Source organism: Streptomyces sp. NRRL S-350 (genome assembly GCF_000719705.1).
Classification (GTDB): Bacteria; Actinomycetota; Actinomycetes; order Streptomycetales; family Streptomycetaceae; genus Kitasatospora.
The window spans coordinates 12,846-31,329 of record NZ_JOHO01000028.1 but is presented as its reverse complement, the minus strand read 5'-3'; the positions used below and the strand labels follow the sequence as shown (position 1 = coordinate 31,329).

Here is an 18,484-nt window from a genome sequence, read left to right as displayed (position 1 = left end):
TCAGCGCCACCACTGGACCGCCTTCTCGGCGTTGATGATGCCCGCGCCGTAGAAGCCGTTGTCGTCGGCGCCGCCCTCGCAGGTGGCCTTCCACTGGCCGGCGCCGCCCGGGTTGTACTCGCCGGTCGGGCAGGGGTGGGACTCCGCCTGGTTGGTCAGCAGCTCGGTCAGCTCGTCCGGGCTGGCCCACGGGAAGGTGCTGGCGAGCAGCGCGACCACACCGGTGGTGTGCGGGGTGGCCATCGAGGTGCCCTGCATGTAGCCGTACTTGTTGCCCGGCAGGGTGGACAGGATGCGGCCGTTCTTGTCCGGGGTGTTCGGGATCTGGTAGCGCGCGTCGCCACCCGGCGCGGCGACGGTCACGACGCCCTTGCCGTAGCTGGAGTAGTACGACTTGTCACCGTTGACGCCCACCGCGGAGACGGCGATGACGCCGGGCAGCTCGGTCGGCAGCGACAGGCAGTTGTTGGTGACCGGACGGGTGCCGGGGGTGGTGTCGTCCGGGCTGGACACGTCGGTGGTCTTGTGGGCCAGGTCGATGTTCTCGTTGCCCGCCGCGGCGACGTTGAGGACGCCCTTGCGCTGCGAGAAGGCGACGGCCTTGCGGACGGCGTCCGAGATCGCGGCCTGGTCCTTGTCGTTGGGGCAGTTGAACATCCACGGGTCGACGTAGTAGCTGTTGTTCGTCACCTTGAAGCCGTGCTCGCCGGCCCAGACGAAGCCGCAGACCGCGTACTCGGGGTAGATGAACCCGCCGTCGTCGACGACCTTGACGGCGGCCAGCTTCACGTTCGGGGCGATGCCGACGACGCCCTTGCCGTTCTTGGCGGCGGCGATGGTGCCGGCCACGTGGGTGCCGTGGTCGCTGTTGGTGGGCTGCCAGGCGTTCCAGTCGGTGTTCGGCTTGCCGCCGTCGATGCAGGAGACCGACTGGGAGGCGTCCACGTTGGCGGCCAGGTCCTCGTGCTTGGCGTCGATGCCGGAGTCCAGGACGCCGACGGTGACGTTGCGGCTGCCGAGCGAGAGCTTGTGCGCCTTGTCGACGCCGATCTGGCGCATGTCCCACTGGTTGGGCTCGTACGGCTCCTGGCCGTCGGTGGCGGCGCCGACGGGCTCGGCGGCGACCTCGGCCTTGCCCTGGTCGGCGGCGGTGATGCCCTTGGTGCGGCTGGCGCCGACGGACTCGACGCCCTTGGCCAGGCGCAGCTTCTCGGCGAACTTGGTGTCGGTCGAGCGGGCGATGACGACGCCGACCTGCTCGTACGAGTAGACGACCGTCCCGCCGAGGCTCCTGACGGCCTGTTCGGCCTTCTGCACCTGCCCGTGGTTGGCCTTGGTGTTGACGACGTAGCTGAGCAGCGGACCGGTCGTCGAGTCGCCCGAGGGGGCTGCGACGGCGGTGCCGGCCGGGAGCGCGAGGGCGCCGGCGGTGGCGAGCACGAGGCCCACGGCCGCGTACCGGGTCCGGCTGATCCGAGGAACTCTCATTGGGGTTGGCCCTCCCGAGTCGTCATGCGGGCAGCTGCGGTTGGCAGATGCACCGGGAATGACCCGGACGCTAATGAATATTTGCTTATAAGCGCAAGGGGCAGACATCTGATCGTCACATCTAGTCCAACAACGGAGGTCGAAAGTCCGCAGGTCAACAAGGGAAACAGGTTCAAGAGTGTTAAAAAGTGTCGGTTCGCCGACGAGCCACCGCACACTTCGCACACCTGGCCACCGACTCGGCCCGCACCCGGCACACACCCCTCCGGCGCAGCCACGATGCCCGTCGCCGCACTGCTACAAGGCGTACAGCAGACGCGCATTGTCGGCGGAGACCAGGCGCGCCAGCCGCTGGGCATCGCTCGCGGAACACGCGCCGTCGGCCTGCCAGCGCGCCGACAACGCGCCCAGTCCGTACCGGAACTGACAGGTGCCCACCAAGAAAAGTTCGGGTAGGCCGTAGGCGTCCGTGGAGAACAGCAATTTTCCGAACGGCGCCAGCTCCAGCATCTCGCCCAGGACCGCCGCCACCCGCGGGCCGGTGTAGGAGGCCGTCAGCCCGAGATCGGTGTACACCGTCGGGAAGGCCTGGGCCAGCCAGGCGGCTTGCCGGTGGTACGGGTAGCAGTGCAGCAGCACCAGCGGGACGCCGCTGGGCTCGGCGGCGCGCACGAAGTCCGTCAGCAGGGACGGGTCGGCCCGGTGCAGCGTGAGGTCCGGATCACCGAAGCCGGTGTGGAGCTGGAGCGGCAGGCCCAGCTCGGCGCAGACGTCCACGGCCGTCCAGAGCAGGTGGTGCAGCAGGACCGGATCCGTCAGCCGGTCGTGCCCGCCGCGCAGCCGGGCGCCGGCCGCGGCCACCACGGCCGCCCGGGCGGGCCGCTCGGCCGGGGCGGCCAGGCCTCGCCGGTAGGCGAGCACCGACTTGACCGCGACGGCCCGGCCGGCGGCCGCCGCGAGCGCCTCGGCGACGGCCCGGGGCCAGTCCTCGGCGCCGGCCGCCACCGTCTCGGCGACCGACTCCAGCCGGACCACCTCGCGCACCGACGCCCCGGCGGCCTCGGCGAGTTCGCCGAGCGGCATCAGCGGCAGGCCCGCCGCGGTGCCCAGTCCGGTGTCGACCAGGCAGGTGTCCAAGCCGGCCGCGGCGAGCAGCCGGCGGGTGGCCTCGGCCGCGCCCACCTCGCGGCGGCGGGCCAGGTAGTCGGCCGCAGGGGCGTGCGCCGGCAGACCGAGCACCGGTGGGCACCAGCGCCGCACGGCCAGGCCGAGCGCGCTGTCGAAGGGCGAACAGCCGGGCGCGGGCGGGCGGTCCGACTCGGTGAGCAGCCCGGCCAGGGCGTCGTCGGCGAGGTCGGCCGCCACCACGCTGTGGCAGTGGTGGTCGATCAGCGCGGGCTCCCCTTCCGGTGCTGCGAGCCGCGGCGGGGCCACCGGTCAGTACCGCCAGCGCGTCGCCGCGACCGACTCCTCGGACGTGGCGGCGGCGTACTGCTCGCCCTCCGCCCGGCGCACCGCGAGCACCGCCTGGTAGAGCGGCTCGCCGAGTGCCTCGCGCAGCACCGCCGAGCGCTCGTACGCGGCCAGCGCGCCGGCCGGGCCCTCCGGCAGCCGGGGCACCGTGCCGGGCTCTGCGGCGGCCGGGTCGCCGGTGAACTCCGGTGGCAGTGCCAGGCGTTGGTCCAGCCCGGCGAGGCCGGCCGCGATCACCGCGCCGACCGCCAGATAGGGGTTGGCGCTCGCATCGAAGCACTTGACCTCGGCGTTGGCGGCGGCGGCCCGCTCCCCGGTGGAGCCGGTCACCAGGCGCAGCGCGGCCTCCCGGTTCTCCAGGCCCCAGCACTGGTAGGCGCCGGCCCAGTGCGAGGGCACCAGCCGCAGGTACCCGGCCGGGCTGGAGCAGCCCAGGACCAGCAGCTCGGGCAGGGCGTCGAGGACGCCGGCGAGGAAGCCCTCGGCCTCGGCCGTGAGGCCGTGCGGCCCGGGGCCGCCGTGGCCGAGGTTGCGCCCGTCCCGCCAGAGGCTGAGGTGCAGGTGGCCGCCGTTGCCGACCGCGCCCGCCTCGACCAGCGGCGCGAAGGAGGCCCGCAGGCCGTGCCGGGCGGAGACGGCCCGGATGGTGTGCCGGACCAGGACGGAGGTGTCCGCGGCGCCGACCGGCCCCTCGGGGGCGACGGAGACCTCGAACTGGCCCGGGGAGTACTCGGGGTGGATCTGCAGCACGCCGAGCCCCTGCTCGCCGAGGGCGCGCAGGACGTCCCGCAGGTAGTCGGAGAGGTCGGTGAGCCGGTGCATCCCGTACGCCGGGCCGTGCGTCGGGTACCGCGGCTCCTCCTGCGGGGAGCCGGCGAGGGCGACCACCCACTCGACCTCGATGCCGGCCTTCAGGCTCAACCCGCGCCCGGCCGCGGCGGCCTCCATCCGGCGGGCGAACAGCCGCTGGCAGCCGGGGTGCGGGGCGCCGCCCTGGGTGTACCTGTCCCCCGGGGCCCACGCCCAGCCGGGCTGGGCGGCGAGCGGGACGACCCGGTCGAGGTCGGGGTAGAGCCGTAGGTCCCCGGTGGGGCCGCCGATGACGGGGCTGGTGGTGATCGCGTCGTCGGCGAGGAACACGTCGAAGCAGGGCGCGGTGCCGACTCCCCACTGCGCGGCGTGCGCCAGGGCCGCGAGCGGCACGGCCTTGACCCGGGCGATGCCCGCGTTGTCCACCCAGGTGACGGCCACCGCCTCGACGGCGGCGGTGCGCAGTCGGTCGACGGCCTCGTCGGCGCGCGCGGCCCGCTCGGCGCGCGGGGGCAGCGCGACGGCGGCCGCGGGCGCGCCGGCCTCGTCCGGCTCGGCGGGGCCGGACGGCCGGTCGGGGCCTGGGGCGGCGGGGCCTGGAGCGGGTCCGATGGTCATGTCCCCATGCTGCCCCGCCGGTTGGGCCCGGGTAACTCCCCTATCGGGTGGTCCGGACGGAAGTCCGTCCATCCGTTCACCCGTTCGGGGCGGCGCGGGCGTCGGCCACCCCCCGTCGATCACGGCGGCGAACGGCCACCCCGACCTCGAACCGTCATCCGCCCGCGGTTTTCCGCCCACGACCCCTTCCTACTCGCGAGTAGCTTCGCTACAGTGGCCGGACGCACCACCGCCGGGCTTCGGGAGCCGCACCGGCGGGAGGCCGCGGTCGCCGTCTCTGCGGCGCTCGCGCGGTGCGCTTCCACCGGCTGGTGCCGCGAACCGCGGCCGGCCGGCTCTCTCCTCGTATCAGCGCCGCTTCCTTCACCTTCGAGCGCCTGAGCACCACGGCACACCCCGCAGTTCGGCCGGAGCGGACCGGCCGCTGCCCGGGTCTGCCGGCACCCGTCATCTCCCCAGCCCCCGCGCGTGAACCCTCCTCCGGCGGCGGCCGCCCCCGGCGTACGGGCGCGGCGGTGCGCCCGCCGGAGCACGCGCGGGCCCTTCATGACTAGGAGTCAGGACAGATGGAGCGTCCCTTCCCCACTGTCGCCGTCGTCGGCCTCGGCACGATGGGTGCCGGTGTCGCGGTGGCGGTCGCCAAGAGCGGCCGCCGGGTGATCGGCATCGAAGCGACCGCGGACTCCGCCGCCCGGGCGCTGGCCCGGATCGAGGAGGCCACCGCGCACGCGGTCGACCGGGAGCGGCTCACCGCCGAGGAGCGCACCGGGCTGCTGGCCCGGATCGCGGTCGGGCACGAGCTCGCGGCCGCCGCCGCCGCGGACCTGGTGATCGAGGAGGTGCCCGAGCAGCTGGAGCTCAAGCGGGAGGTCTTCGCCGAGCTGGACCGGATCTGCCCGGAGGCCACCGTGCTGGCCACCGGCACCACCGCGCTCTCGGTGACCAGGATCGCCGCCGCGACCGCCCGCCCGGAACGGGTGCTGGGCCTGCACTTCTTCAACCCGGTGCACACCATGAAGCTGGTCGAGGTGGTCCGCACCGTGCTGACCTCCCCGCAGACCGCCGAGGACGCCGCCGCCTTCGCCCGGGACCTCGGCAAGGAGCCGGTGGCAGCCGGCGACCGGGCCGGCTTCGTGGTGAACGGCCTGCTGTTCGCGTACCTGAACCAGGCCGCCGCGATGTACGAGTCCAAGTACGCCTCGCGGGAGGACATCGACGCCGCGATGCGGCTCGGCTGCGGCCTGCCGATGGGCCCGCTGGCGCTGCTCGACCTGATCGGCGTCGACACCGCGCGCACCGTCCTGGAGGCGATGTACGAGCAGTCCAGGGACCGCCTGCACGCCCCCGCCCCGATCCTCGGCCAGCTGGTCGCGGCCGGGCTGCTGGGCCGCAAGAGCGGCCGCGGCTTCTACACCTACGAGGCGCCGGGTTCGTCCCGGGCCGTGGACGCGGCCACCGGCCCGGCGGTGCCGAAGGTGCCGGGCCGCGAGGTCCGCACCGTCGGCGTCTGCGGCTCGGGCACGATGGCCACCGGCATCGCCGAGGTGTTCGTCAAGGCCGGGTACCCGGTGCTGCTCGCCGCGCGCAGCCAGGAGAAGGCCGACCGCGCGAAGGCGCAGCTGGCGAGGTCCCTGGACCGCTCGGTCGCCAAGGGCCGGATGTCCGCCGAGCAGCGGGACACCGCGCTGGCGCTGACCACCCCGGTCGGCCAGTACGCCGAACTGGCCGAGGCCGACCTGGTGGTCGAGGCCGTCGCCGAGGACCTGGCGGTCAAGCGGGAGCTGTTCGCCACCCTGGACAAGGTCGTCAAGCCCGGTGCGGTGCTCGCCACCACCACCTCCTCGCTGCCGGTGATCAGCTGTGCGACCGCCACCTCGCGGCCGCAGGACGTGATCGGCATGCACTTCTTCAACCCGGCGCCGGCCATGAAGCTGGTCGAGGTGGTCTCCACCGTGCTGACCGCGCCGGACGTCACCGCGACCGTCCTGGAGCTGACCGCCGAGGTCCGCAAGCACCCGGTGGAGTGCGGCGACCGGGCCGGCTTCATCGTCAACGCGCTGCTCTTCCCGTACCTGAACGACGCCGTGCGGATGCTGCAGGAGCACTACGCGACGGTGGACGACATCGACACCGCGATGAAGCTCGGCTGCGGCTACCCGATGGGCCCGTTCGAGCTGCTGGACGTGGTCGGCCTGGACGTCTCGCTGACCATCGAGCAGGTCCTGCACCAGGAGTTCCGGGAGCCCGGCCTGGCCGCCGCGCCGCTGCTGGAGCACCTGGTCGCGGCGGGCTGCCTGGGCCGCAAGACCGGCCGCGGCTTCCGCGACCACGCGCGCCGGTGACCACGCCCCAGCCCGGCGGCGGCGCGGCCCACGGCAACGGCGCGTCGGCGCACGGGGGCGCTCCCTCCGGCCGCCCGGGCTGGAGCCCGGGGACGGTGTCCTCGCGCTGGCCCCGGCCGGTCGTGTCCGGCCCGGTCGCACCGGTGCGCCGGGGAAGGGCCGCGGCCGTGCCCGCGGGGCCGTGTAGCGTTCCGGACATGGATCGGGTTCAGTCAGCCTCCCCGCAGCACACCACCGGTTCGCCCGGCGCCGGCCGGCCGGCTCCCTCGACCGGGGGCACCGGGCCGGAGGGGGGCGGACCGGGCAGCCGCCGGGCGGCGGCGCAGCGCCAGCAGATGCGCCAGGACCTGGCCACGGCCGCGATGGAGCTGTTCGCCTCGCAGGGCTACGAGGAGACCACGGTCGACCAGATCGCGGCCGCCGCCGGGGTGGCCCGGCGCACCTTCTTCCGGTACTTCCGGTCCAAGGAGGAGGCGATCTTCCCGGACCACGACGACACCCTCGTCCGGGTGGCCGACCTGCTGGCCAGTGCCGAACCGGAGGAGCACCCGCTGGACGTGGTGTGCCGCGGCATCAAGGAGGTGCTGCGGATGTACGCCTCCACGCCGGGGGTGTCGGTCGCGCGGTACCAGCTGATCCGCCAGGTGCCGGCGCTGCGCGAGCGGGAGATCGCCGTGGTGGCCCGCTACGAGCGGCTGTTCACCCGGTACCTGCTGGGGCGGTTCGACACCGGCGAGCCGATCCCGTCCGGCTGGCAGCGGGGCGGCGAGGACGACTCGATGCTGGCGGAGGTCTCGGCGGCGGCGGTCGTCGCGGCGCACAACCACGTGCTGCGGCGCTGGCTGCGGGCCGGCGGGCGTGGGGACGTCGAGGCGCAGCTGGACCACTCCTTCGAGGTGATCCGGCGGACCTTCTGGGCCTCCAGCGAGCCGGGGGCCAGACGCCGGGGATCCTTGGTGGCACCCGGTGCCAGTGGGGCCCCTGGGGACGTCCTCGTCGAGAGCGCACTGAGTGCCAGCCCCGGAGGTGAGGTACTCATCACAGTCGCCCGGACGGACGCTCCACTGGACGTCGTGGTGGACAGCATCCGGGCCGCCCTGACTGGTGCCCGGGAGTCGTAGATCCGGCGTTTCCGCAGCTCATAGCGGTGAACAAGGCCCGCGCCGATTCGTCGGCGCGGGCCTTTCGGCTGTCCGCGCAACGCGCGTCAAGCGCCGTTACGGCCCGTTTCGAACGGCCGGAATTACTGGCACCCGGTGTCTTTACGAGTGGCACAGGGTGCCACTACCTTGTTACCCACCAGTCGCGGCGCCGCGGCTCCCCACCTCGGCGCGCCGTCGGCCGGTGTTCCCACACCCCGGGAGCAGAGCCAGCCCGCCCGGTCCACGCCGGGCGCCCAGCCCGACCCGCCCACCACCCACCTCAGCGAAGCCGGTGTCCGCTCCCGGCTCCCCCAGACGCCCTGTGACCCTCACACAGGTACGCCTTCGGAGGCAGCCATGCAGGAAATCCTCGACGCGATCCTCAGCACCGACGCCACGTCGGCCGACTACGCGGCGATCAAGCTCCCCGAGTCCTACCGGGCCGTGACGCTCCACAAGGACGAGGAGCAGATGTTCGCGGGCCTCGACAGCCGCGACAAGGACCCCCGCAAGTCCCTTCACCTCGACGAGGTCGCCCTCCCCGAGCTGGGCCCGGGCGAGGCCCTCGTCGCCGTCATGGCCAGCTCGGTGAACTACAACACCGTGTGGAGCTCGATCTTCGAGCCGGTCTCCACCTTCGGGTTCCTGGAGCGCTACGGCCGGCTCTCGCCGCTCACCAAGCGCCACGACCTGCCGTACCACGTCCTCGGCTCCGACCTCGCCGGCGTGGTGCTGCGCACCGGCGCCGGGGTCAACGCCTGGAAGCCCGGCGACGAGGTCGTCGCGCACTGCCTCTCGGTCGAGCTGGAGTCCCCGGACGGCCACGACGACACGATGATGGACCCGGAGCAGCGCATCTGGGGCTTCGAGACCAACTTCGGCGGCCTCGCCCAGCTGGCCCTGGTGAAGACCAACCAGCTGCTGCCCAAGCCCGCGCACCTCACCTGGGAGGAGGCCGCCTCCCCCGGCCTGGTCAACTCCACCGCCTACCGCCAGCTGGTCTCGCGCAACGGCGCCGGCATGAAGCAGGGCGACAACGTGCTGATCTGGGGCGCCAGCGGCGGCCTCGGCTCGTACGCCACCCAGTACGCGCTGGCCGGCGGCGCCACCCCGATCTGCGTGGTCTCCAGCGACCAGAAGGCCGAGATCTGCCGCGCCATGGGCGCCGAGGCGATCATCGACCGCTCCGCCGAGGGCTACCGGTTCTGGAAGGACGAGAACAACCAGGACCCGCGCGAGTGGAAGCGCCTGGGCTCCAGGATCCGCGAGTTCACCGGCGGCGAGGACGTCGACATCGTCTTCGAGCACCCGGGCCGCGAGACCTTCGGCGCCTCGGTGTACGTCACCCGCAAGGGCGGCACCATCGTCACCTGCGCCTCCACCTCCGGCTTCATGCACCAGTACGACAACCGCTACCTGTGGATGTCGCTGAAGCGCATCGTCGGCTCGCACTTCGCCAACTACCGCGAGGCCTTCGAGGCCAACCGCCTGGTCGCCAAGGGCAAGATCCACCCGACCCTGTCCAAGGTCTACTCCCTGGAGGAGACCGGGCAGGCCGCCCTCGACGTGCACCACAACAAGCACCAGGGCAAGGTCGGCGTGCTCTGCCTCGCGCCGGAGGAAGGCCTCGGCGTGCGCGACCAGGAGCTCCGCGCGAAGCACCTGCCCGCCATCAACCTGTTCCGCGAGCTCGACGAGCGGACCGTCCAGCCGACCCGGAACGTGTGAGACGGATCCGATGACCGAGCCCCAGAAGCGCGACCGGCCGTGGCTGATGCGCACCTACGCCGGCCACTCCACCGCGAGCGACTCCAACGCTCTCTACCGGCGGAACCTGGCGAAGGGCCAGACCGGCCTGTCCGTCGCCTTCGACCTGCCGACCCAGACCGGCTACGACTCCGACCACGTCCTCGCCCGCGGCGAGGTGGGCCGGGTCGGCGTCCCGGTCGGCCACGTCGGCGACATGCGCGCCCTGTTCGACGGCATCCCGCTCGAGCGGACCAACACCTCCATGACGATCAACGCCACCGCGATGTGGCTGCTGGCGCTCTACCAGGTGGTCGCCGAGGAGCAGGGCGCCGACATCGCCAAGCTGACCGGCACCACCCAGAACGACATCGTCAAGGAGTACCTGTCGCGCGGGACGCACGTCTTCCCGCCCGGCCCGTCGGTGCGGCTGATCACCGACATGATCGCCTACACGGTCGGCAACCTCCCCAAGTGGAACCCGATCAACATCTGCAGCTACCACCTGCAGGAGGCCGGGGCCACGCCCGTCCAGGAGATCGCGTACGCGATGTGCACCGCCATCTCGGTGCTCGACGCCGTCCGCGACTCCGGCCAGGTGCCCGCCGAGCGGATGGGCGAGGTGGTCGCCCGGATCTCCTTCTTCGTGAACGCCGGAGTGCGCTTCGTCGAGGAGATGTGCAAGATGCGCGCCTTCGCCCGGCTCTGGGAGAAGGTCACCCTGGAGCGGTACGGCGTGACGGACCCGAAGCAGCGCCGCTTCCGCTACGGCGTCCAGGTCAACTCCCTCGGCCTGACGGAGGCCCAGCCGGAGAACAACGTCCAGCGGATCGTCCTGGAGATGCTGGCCGTCACCCTCTCCAAGGACGCCCGCGCCCGCGCCGTCCAGCTGCCCGCCTGGAACGAGGCGCTCGGCCTGCCCCGGCCGTGGGACCAGCAGTGGTCGCTGCGGATCCAGCAGGTGCTGGCGTACGAGTCGGACCTGCTGGAGTACGGCGACATCTTCAACGGCTCCGAGGTGATCGAGGCCAAGACCGCCGCGCTGCTGGACGGCGCGGAGGCGGAGATCGCCAAGGTGCTGGAGATGGGCGGGGTGATCCCGGCCGTCGAGTCCGGCTACCTGAAGTCCAACCTGGTGTCCTCGCACGCCGCCCGCCGGGCCCGGATCGAGTCCGGCGAGGACCGGATCGTCGGGGTCAACTGCTTCGACACCACCGAGCCCAGCCCGCTCACGGCCGACCTCGACACCGCGATCATGGTGGTCGACCCGGCCTCCGAGCAGTCCGTGCTCGCCGCGCTGCAGGCCTGGCGCGGACAGCGCGACGAGGCCGCCGTCCAGGCGTCACTGGCCGAGCTCAAGGCCGTCGCCGCCACCGACGCCAACCTGATGCCGGCCACGCTCGCCTGCGCCCGGGCCGGTGTCACCACCGGCGAGTGGTCCTTCGCCCTGCGCGAGGTCTTCGGCGAGTACCGCGCCCCCACCGGGGTCGGCGGGGCGCCCGTCGCGGTCGCCGCCGAGCCGGGCGGGGAGCTGGAGCAGGTCCGCGCCGCGGTCGCCGCGACCGCCGAGGAACTGGGCGCCGGCCGGCTGCGCCTGCTGGTCGGCAAGCCCGGCCTGGACGGGCACTCCAACGGTGCCGAGCAGATCGCCGTCCGGGCCCGCGACGCCGGGTTCGAGGTGGTCTACCAGGGCATCCGGCTGACCCCGGAGCAGATCGTCTCCGCCGCCGTCGCGGAGGACGTCCACTGCGTGGGCCTGTCCATCCTCTCCGGCGCGCACTGCGAGCTGGTGCCCGACGTCCTGAAGCGGCTGCGCCGCGCCGGGGTGCAGGATGTCCCGGTGATCGTGGGTGGCATCATCCCGGCAGCGGACGGCGAGGCCCTCAGGGCCGCCGGCGTCGCCGCCGTGTTCACCCCGAAGGACTTCGGCATCACGACCATCATCGGCCGGATCGTGGACGAGATCCGGCTCGCCAACAAGCTCCAGCCGTGGACGCCCGCACCCGCGGCCACCAGCTGACCACTGGGAAGGAACAGAACGACCCTCATGAGCACCGCAAGCGACACCTCGAGCAACCGTCTGCGCCCGCGCCGCTCCTGCCTCGCCGTACCGGGCAGCAACCCGCGCTTCCTGGAGAAGGCCCAGGGCCTCCCGGCCGACCAGGTCTTCCTCGACCTGGAGGACGCCTGCGCGCCGCTCGTCAAGGAGAGCGCCCGCCACAACATCGTCGACGCGCTCAACAACGGCGACTGGGGCGGCAAGACGAAGGTCGTCCGGGTCAACGACTGGACCACCCACTGGACCTACCGCGACGTGATCACCGTGGTCGAGGGCGCCGGCCCCAACCTCGACTGCATCATGCTGCCCAAGGTCCAGGACGCCGGCCAGGTCAAGGCGCTCGACCTCCTGCTCACCCAGATCGAGAAGACCATGGGCTTCGAGGTCGGGAAGATCGGCATCGAGGCGCAGATCGAGAACGCCAAGGGCCTGATCAACGTCGACGCCATCGCCGAGGCCTCGCCCCGGCTGGAGACCATCATCTTCGGCCCCGCCGACTTCATGGCCTCCATCAACATGAAGTCCCTGGTCGTCGGCGAGCAGCCGCCCGGTTACGGGGCCGACGCCTACCACTACATCCTGATGCGCATCCTGATGGCCGCCCGCGCCAACGACCTCCAGGCGATCGACGGCCCGTACCTGCAGATCCGCAACCAGGAGGGCTACCGCGAGGTGGCCGGCCGCTCCGCCGCCCTCGGCTTCGACGGCAAGTGGGTGCTCCACCCCGACCAGGTCGCCGCCGCGAACGAGATCTACTCGCCCTCGCAGGCGGACTACGACCACGCCGAGCTGATCCTCGACGCCTACGACTACTGCACCTCCGAGGCGGGCGGCGCCAAGGGCTCCGCGATGCTCGGCGACGAGATGATCGACGAGGCCAGCCGCAAGATGGCCCTGGTCGTCGCGGGCAAGGGCCGGGCCGCGGGCATGCAGCGCACCACCAAGTTCGAGATCCCGGAAAGCTGAGGGCCCCCGGCATGCAGTTCGGACGCACCTACGAGGAGTTCGAGGTCGGCGCGGTCTACCGGCACTGGCCCGGCAAGACCGTCACCGAGTACGACGACCACCTCTTCTGCCTGCTCACCATGAACCACCACCCCCTCCACATGGACACCAACTATGCGGAGAAGACGACGGACTTCGGCCGGAACGTCGTGGTGGGCAACTACATCTACTCGCTGCTGCTCGGCATGTCCGTCCCGGACGTCTCCGGCAAGGCCATCGCCAACCTGGAGATCGAGTCGCTGCGGCACATCGCGCCGACCTTCCACGGCGACACCCTCTACGGCGAGACCACCGTGCTCGACAAGTGGCCGTCCAAGTCCAAGGACGACCGCGGCATCGTCCACGTCGAGACCAAGGGGTACAAGCAGGACGGCACGGTCGTCTGCGTCTTCCGGCGCAAGGTGATGGTGCCCACCGAGACCTACACCAAGGAGCGCGGCGGCGAGCAGCCCGGCCGCCCGACCCCGCTCTCCTAGCGGCTCCCCCTCTCCTGACACTCCTCCCCCCAGTCGGAGGCCGCCGTCCCCTTCACCGGGGGCCCCGGTCTTCCGAAGACCCCGGAGGGGCAGGCCGCCGTCATCGGCCGACCCCCACCCGGAAGGGGGCCCTGCTGCCGCAGCCACGCCGGCAGGGCCCCCGTAATCCCCCCCCCCGCCCTCTTAGACCTTTCGGAGCCGCACGATGGGACGCCTCGCACAGACCGACGGCCTCACCGAGATCCAGCGGGACATCCTCGCCACCGTGCGGGATTTCGTCGACAAGGAGATCATTCCGGTCGCGACCGAGCTGGAGCACAAGGACGAGTACCCGACCGACATCGTCGAGGGCATGAAGCAGCTCGGCCTATTCGGCCTGACCATCCCCGAGGAGTACGGCGGCCTGGGCGAGTCCCTGCTCACCTACGCCCTGGTGGTCGAGGAGATCGCCCGCGGCTGGATGTCCGTCTCCGGCATCGTCAACACCCACTTCATCGTGGCGCACATGATCAACGCGCACGGCACCCAGGAGCAGAAGGACCACTTCCTGCCGAAGATGGCGGCCGGCGAAATCCGCGGCGCCTTCTCGATGTCCGAGCCCGGCCTCGGGTCCGACGTTTCGGCCATCTCCACCAAGGGCGTGAAGGACGGGGACTCCTACGTCCTCAACGGCCAGAAGATGTGGCTCACCAACGGCGGCACCTCCACCCTCGTCGCGGTCCTGTGCAAGACCGACGAGGGCGGCAGCAGCCCGTACAAGAACATGACCACCTTCCTGATCGAGAAGGAGGCCGGTTTCGGCCCGAACCCCAGGGTTCCCGGCCTGACCGTGCCCGGCAAGATCGAGAAGATGGGCTACAAGGGCGTCGACACCACCGAACTGGTGCTGCAGGACGTCCGGATCCCCGCCGACCGCGTCCTCGGCGGCGTCCCGGGCCGCGGCTTCTACCAGATGATGGACGGCGTCGAGGTCGGCCGCGTCAACGTCGCCGCCCGCGGCTGCGGTGTCGCCCGCCGCGCCTTCGAACTCGGCATCTCCTACGCCCAGCAGCGCTCCACCTTCGGCAAGAAGATCGCCGAGCACCAGGCCATCCAGTTCAAGCTCGCCGAGATGGCCACCAAGGTCGAGGCCGCCCACCAGATGATGGTCATGGCCGCCCGCAAGAAGGACAGCGGCGAGCGCAACGACCTGGAGGCCGGCATGGCCAAGTACCTCGCCTCCGAGTACTGCAAGGAGGTGGTCGAGGACGCCTTCCGCATCCACGGCGGCTACGGCTTCTCCAAGGAGTACGAGATCGAGCGCCTCTACCGCGAGGCGCCGATGCTGCTCATCGGTGAAGGTACTGCGGAGATCCAGAAGATGATCGTCGGGCGCCGGCTCCTGGAGGAGTACCGGATCGCCGACTGATCCCCGGTCGCCCGCCGACGGACCACGTCGCCGGGCGACCCCTCGAACCGCCGGTCGACGGGCGTGCGGGCCCGTCCCGGCGGAGCGCCGTGCCCCGTCACGGGCCCCGGCCTGGTCCGCCTGGGTCCGGCACGGCCTCCGGAAGCGGCCGCAGGGCGTACAGCTGCAACGACGCGCCCTGCGGCCGCTTCCGCGCACCCGCTCGAGGCCGTTACGGCCGTTTCCTCCCACCGGGTTCGCCGGCCCGCCTGTTGAGACAAGTGTCACCAGCCCTGTCAGGTCCCTTGGGAACCGGACCGGGGCGAGCTACGGTCGTAGAAGTGGCACGCGCACCCGCGCTCCCACCGGACACATGAACGAGCAGGCGGGTTGCCCACCCACCGTGTGCTCCCGATAGCATCCACCGGGACAGCAAGCCGTCCCTCTATTACCGATTCCGCGGTGGCCCCCGTCCAGCGGCCATGATCCCCCGCGACAAAGGTCTTCGATGCCCATCAGCCCGTCCCCTCACACCTCCGTCACGGACCGCGATGCCCTCGCACCCACGACGGCCGGTCGGCGACCCCGCGTGACCATCGCGCGCGGAGCCACCCCCTGGTTCGTCCCCACCCTCGCCACGGCCGCCGTGACCACCGCCCTCACCCGGCGCAGCGGCAAGTGGGCCCTGGCGGCGGTACCCGCCTGTGCGCTCAGCGCGGGCATGCTGTGGTTCTTCCGCGACCCCGAGCGTGAGATCGGCACGGGCAGAGTGATCTCCCCCGCCGACGGCGTGGTGCAGAGCATCGACGCCTGGCCGGACGGCCGCACCCGGGTCGCGATCTTCATGAGCCCGCTCAACGTCCACGTCAACCGCGCGCCCCTGCCGGGCACGGTGACGTCGGTCGAGCACGTCGCGGGTGGCTTCGTCCCCGCGTTCAACAAGGACAGCGACCAGAACGAGCGGGTCGTCTGGCACTTCGACACCGAGCTCGGCGACATCGAGATGGTCCAGATCGCGGGGGCCGTGGCCCGCCGCATCGTGCCCTACGTCGCCGCCGGGACCAAGGTCGAGCAGGGCGACCGGATCGGCCTGATCCGGTTCGGCTCCCGGGTCGACACCTACCTGCCGGCCGGCGTCGAGGTCGGCGTCGAGGTCGGCCAGAAGACCACAGCCGGGGTGACGCGCCTTGACCGTGACTGATCCTGAGACAATCGTCGGCCTGGACGACGAGGAGACATCGCTGCGCCGCCGCCGTTGGGCGCGCGACCGCGAGCTGCGCGCCCCGCGCTCTCCCCAGCACCTGTCCACCGCCGACTTCCTGACCCTGGGCAACGCCGTCTGCGGCTTCCTGGCGATCTACTCGATCACCACCGGGGTCCTCGTCCCGCACATCACCAACCCGGACGCCGCCCCGGACCGGCACAGCGCCGCCACCGCGGTCACGCTGCTGCTGATCGGCTCGATGTGCGACCTCTTCGACGGCCTGGTGGCGCGCAAGCTGCGCTCCTCCGCCCTCGGAGCGGAACTGGACAACCTCGCGGACCTGATCAGCTTCGGCATCGCGCCGGCGTACTTCGTCGCGGTCTGGGGCATGGTCTCCCAGGGCTCCAACAGCAAGCTCTCGGCGCTCATCGCGATCACCGTCCTGCTCGCGGTCGTCCTGCGGCTGGCCCGCTTCTCCGCCGTCAAGATGCGGCCCGGCGTGTTCCAGGGCATGCCGTGCCCGATGGGCGCGATGACGGTCATCGCCATCGTGCTGCTCGACCCGCCGTTCCTGCCCGGCCTGCTCGCCATCTTCGGCGCGGCGTACCTGATGGTCAGCCGGATCGAGTACCCGAAGCCGCAGGGGCTGCTGGCCACCGCCACGCTCTGCTGGATCGTGGTCTCCATCGGCTGCCTGGCCGCCTGGGCCACCGGGCTGCCCGGCGGTGACGCGCTGATGCACGTCGGTGCGTTCGCCCAGATCACGCTCGCCGCGATGGCGCCGCTGCTGGTCATCCGCCGCAAGGTGGGGCAGAAGGTCGGCGACGTCCGCGCCCGGCGGGCGGAGTCCCGGCTCGGCTGAGGCCGCTGCTGAGGCCGCTCGTCCGACGCACGGCAGAAGGGCCCGGAACCGATCGGTTCCGGGCCCTTCTGCCGTGCGTTCGCTCCTTCGCCGTGCGTTCGCTCCTGCGGCGGGCGTCCTCCTGGAGGGGCCACGCGCTGGAGGTCTACGCGCCGCCGGTGTGGACGCTGAAGGCCGAGCGGCGGGCCGCCCGGGCGACGGCCGGGTCCGGGTGCACGCTCGACACCGCCGTCAGCACCGAGGCCGCCCGCGGGTGCCCGGACTGCCGGGCCCGGGCGAACAGCCGGACCGGATCGCCCGCCGAGGCGCCCTCGACGTGGCCCACCAGCAGCTCCGTCTCGCCGTGGTCCAGCACCGCGGCCGCCGTGTCCACCCAGAGCCAGGCCGCGTCGTCCGCGCCCAGCACGTCCGCCGGGGAGACCCCCTCGTCCGCGCGCTCCGCCAGCCACAGCAGGGCGTACGGGCGCAGCACGGGCGCGTCGACCGCCGCCCGGACCGCCTGCTCGGCCGGCCCGCCGGCCACCCGCAGCGCCTCGAAGGCCAGACCGCGCACCAGCGCGTCGTCGCCCTGCGCCGCCTCCAGCAGCTCGGCCACCGCGCGGTCCGCCGGACGGGCCGCGACCCAGGCGCGGTACTCGGCGCGGGCCGGGCCCGGCGAGTAGTCCGCGCAGGCGTTCAGCAGCTCGAAGGCGCTCTGCTCGATGTGCCCGGCCGCGGTCTGCGCGACCGTGCAGATCTCCTCCAGCTTGGCCCGCACCGCCCAGTGGCCCAGCGGCGACAGCTCGGCGGCATCGTCGCTGCGTGTCAGGGCGCCGACCGCCGCCAGGCCGTCCAGCATCCAGTCCAGGACGGCGGCCACGTCCGAGGGCGCGGCGGGGGTGTCGATCTGCGGCTCCCGGCAGGTGCCGCGGACGGCCGACACCGCGGAGGCGGCGTGCGGCACGGGCGACAGGCCGGGCCCGCCGGCCCCGCCGCCGACCCGGCGCTCGTCCAGGCCCCGGCGCAGCAGCTCCAGCAGCTCGCTCTCGGCGACCGGACCATCCACCAGGTGCAGGAAGGAGAGCAGTTGCGGGGCCTGGTCCACGGCCTGTCCGGCCAGCACGGCGAACACCCCGCGCAGTGCGGCGGGCGGCACCGGGGCGAGCAGCGTCCAGGCGTCGAACAGGGCCGACCAGCCGCGCACCACGGCCTCGTCGTCGTGCTCCCAGGCGTGCAGGCGCCAGCCGGGGACGGCGCCGCCGTCCCGGGCCTCCACCAGGCCCACCAGCATCGCCTGCCCCCATGCCTTGGCGGCGGCGCCGACCGTCATGGCCAGCGCCCGGCCCGCGGCGCGGGCGTCCTCGGGAAGCAGTTCGCCGCGCTTGTCGACCTCGTCGAGGTCACCGGCCCAGCGGGCGATCCGGACGGCGTCCACCAGCATCCGGCGGGCCAGCGGGGCCAGCTCGGCGGGCGCGGGGAAGCCCTCGGGCGCGGGAACCCGGCCGCGGCCGGGAGCCGGCGCGGGGCCCCGCCGCCGGGGGACGCCGTTGCGGGGTACACCCGCCCCGCCCGGCCTGCCACCGGCGGGCCGGTGGGCCGTACCGGGGAGACGGGTCACCGTCGCACCGGTACCGATCGTCGGCGGGAGCGGGGCATCACGGTCGCGCGGGTTCCGAGACGTCACGTCGAGCAGTCTTCCCCTTGTACCGGCCTTCTGTCACATCCGGTTGTCCGTACGACCGGGAGAGCGGCTCCGGCACCTCCGCAAGATCGGGCAACAGAGGCAAACCGCCTGGCCGGAAACGTGTGGCCTGCGCATGTCAGGTGGACCTCGACGGTTGCGGGGCCCGCTCGGGCGGTTACGGAGGGTGGTGTCGACGGTTCGAGCCCGGG

The 18,484-nt window shown here is 72.5% G+C and carries 13 protein-coding genes; 9 read left to right on the top strand and 4 right to left on the bottom strand.

Features of this window, described 5'->3' with window-relative positions; genetic code table 11:
• From IF30_RS0124015 to IF30_RS0124005, 3 genes are all read right to left on the bottom strand, one after another.
• Positions 1-1,488, bottom strand: coding sequence for a S8 family peptidase (locus IF30_RS0124015; protein WP_051710968.1), 1,488 nt, complete (start codon positions 1,486-1,488; stop codon positions 1-3).
• Between the two features lie 297 nt (positions 1,489-1,785).
• The gene (locus IF30_RS0124010) at positions 1,786-2,922 is read right to left on the bottom strand and encodes an amidohydrolase family protein (protein WP_051710966.1); all 1,137 of its coding nucleotides are present in this window, start codon (positions 2,920-2,922) and stop codon (positions 1,786-1,788) included.
• Between the two features lie 3 nt (positions 2,923-2,925).
• Positions 2,926-4,389, bottom strand: coding sequence for a glutamine synthetase family protein (locus tag IF30_RS0124005; protein ID WP_078891632.1), 1,464 nt, complete (start codon positions 4,387-4,389; stop codon positions 2,926-2,928).
• 566 nt (positions 4,390-4,955) lie between these two features.
• Here IF30_RS0124005 and IF30_RS0124000 point away from each other — a divergent pair.
• The 9 genes from IF30_RS0124000 to IF30_RS0123960 all read left to right on the top strand — a co-directional run bounded on the left by IF30_RS0124000 (position 4,956) and on the right by IF30_RS0123960 (position 16,612).
• Positions 4,956-6,731, top strand: coding sequence for a 3-hydroxyacyl-CoA dehydrogenase family protein (locus IF30_RS0124000; RefSeq protein WP_030242081.1), 1,776 nt, complete (start codon positions 4,956-4,958; stop codon positions 6,729-6,731).
• A gap of 197 nt (positions 6,732-6,928) precedes the next feature.
• Positions 6,929-7,852: a TetR family transcriptional regulator gene (locus IF30_RS0123995; RefSeq protein ID WP_030242080.1), complete on the top strand. Its 924-nt coding sequence runs from the start codon at positions 6,929-6,931 to the stop codon at positions 7,850-7,852.
• A 378-nt stretch (positions 7,853-8,230) separates the two neighbouring features.
• Positions 8,231-9,601 (top strand): crotonyl-CoA carboxylase/reductase, encoded by a 1,371-nt coding sequence (ccrA, locus tag IF30_RS0123990; protein ID WP_030242078.1) that lies wholly within the window; start codon positions 8,231-8,233, stop codon positions 9,599-9,601.
• 10 nt (positions 9,602-9,611) lie between these two features.
• Entirely contained in the window at positions 9,612-11,639 is a 2,028-nt protein-coding gene (locus tag IF30_RS0123985) for a protein meaA (RefSeq protein ID WP_030242075.1), read from the top strand.
• A gap of 27 nt (positions 11,640-11,666) precedes the next feature.
• Positions 11,667-12,644: an HpcH/HpaI aldolase/citrate lyase family protein gene (locus IF30_RS0123980; protein WP_030242073.1), complete on the top strand. Its 978-nt coding sequence runs from the start codon at positions 11,667-11,669 to the stop codon at positions 12,642-12,644.
• 11 nt (positions 12,645-12,655) lie between these two features.
• Positions 12,656-13,159 carry a MaoC family dehydratase gene (locus IF30_RS0123975; protein WP_030242072.1) on the top strand — a complete coding sequence of 168 codons (504 nt, stop codon included), beginning with the start codon at positions 12,656-12,658 and terminating at the stop codon, positions 13,157-13,159.
• 205 nt (positions 13,160-13,364) lie between these two features.
• Positions 13,365-14,567: an acyl-CoA dehydrogenase family protein gene (locus tag IF30_RS0123970; protein WP_030242070.1), complete on the top strand. Its 1,203-nt coding sequence runs from the start codon at positions 13,365-13,367 to the stop codon at positions 14,565-14,567.
• 487 nt (positions 14,568-15,054) lie between these two features.
• Positions 15,055-15,747, top strand: a complete 693-nt coding sequence (locus IF30_RS0123965; RefSeq protein ID WP_030242068.1) for a phosphatidylserine decarboxylase — start codon at positions 15,055-15,057, stop codon at positions 15,745-15,747.
• Positions 15,734-16,612, top strand: a complete 879-nt coding sequence (locus tag IF30_RS0123960; RefSeq protein WP_030242067.1) for a CDP-alcohol phosphatidyltransferase family protein — start codon at positions 15,734-15,736, stop codon at positions 16,610-16,612. Before IF30_RS0123965 ends, IF30_RS0123960 begins: the two co-directional genes overlap by 14 nt.
• A gap of 145 nt (positions 16,613-16,757) precedes the next feature.
• Here the strand turns inward: IF30_RS0123960 and IF30_RS0123955 are convergent, their stop codons facing one another.
• Positions 16,758-18,209: a hypothetical protein gene (locus IF30_RS0123955; protein ID WP_234322823.1), complete on the bottom strand. Its 1,452-nt coding sequence runs from the start codon at positions 18,207-18,209 to the stop codon at positions 16,758-16,760.
• Positions 18,210-18,484: the final 275 nt, after the last annotated feature.

Excerpts from the sequence above, each read along its gene's own strand:
- IF30_RS0124015 (WP_051710968.1), bottom strand. The coding sequence starts at position 1,488 with ATGAGAGTTCCTCGGATCAGCCGGACCCGGTACGCGGCCGTGGGCCTC.
- IF30_RS0124005 (WP_078891632.1), bottom strand. The coding sequence starts at position 4,389 with ATGACCATCGGACCCGCTCCAGGCCCCGCCGCCCCAGGCCCCGACCGG.
- IF30_RS0124000 (WP_030242081.1), top strand. The coding sequence starts at position 4,956 with ATGGAGCGTCCCTTCCCCACTGTCGCCGTCGTCGGCCTCGGCACGATG.
- IF30_RS0123995 (WP_030242080.1), top strand. The coding sequence starts at position 6,929 with ATGGATCGGGTTCAGTCAGCCTCCCCGCAGCACACCACCGGTTCGCCC.
- ccrA (WP_030242078.1), top strand. The coding sequence starts at position 8,231 with ATGCAGGAAATCCTCGACGCGATCCTCAGCACCGACGCCACGTCGGCC.
- IF30_RS0123985 (WP_030242075.1), top strand. The coding sequence starts at position 9,612 with ATGACCGAGCCCCAGAAGCGCGACCGGCCGTGGCTGATGCGCACCTAC.
- IF30_RS0123980 (WP_030242073.1), top strand. The coding sequence starts at position 11,667 with ATGAGCACCGCAAGCGACACCTCGAGCAACCGTCTGCGCCCGCGCCGC.
- IF30_RS0123975 (WP_030242072.1), top strand. The coding sequence starts at position 12,656 with ATGCAGTTCGGACGCACCTACGAGGAGTTCGAGGTCGGCGCGGTCTAC.
- IF30_RS0123970 (WP_030242070.1), top strand. The coding sequence starts at position 13,365 with ATGGGACGCCTCGCACAGACCGACGGCCTCACCGAGATCCAGCGGGAC.
- IF30_RS0123965 (WP_030242068.1), top strand. The coding sequence starts at position 15,055 with ATGCCCATCAGCCCGTCCCCTCACACCTCCGTCACGGACCGCGATGCC.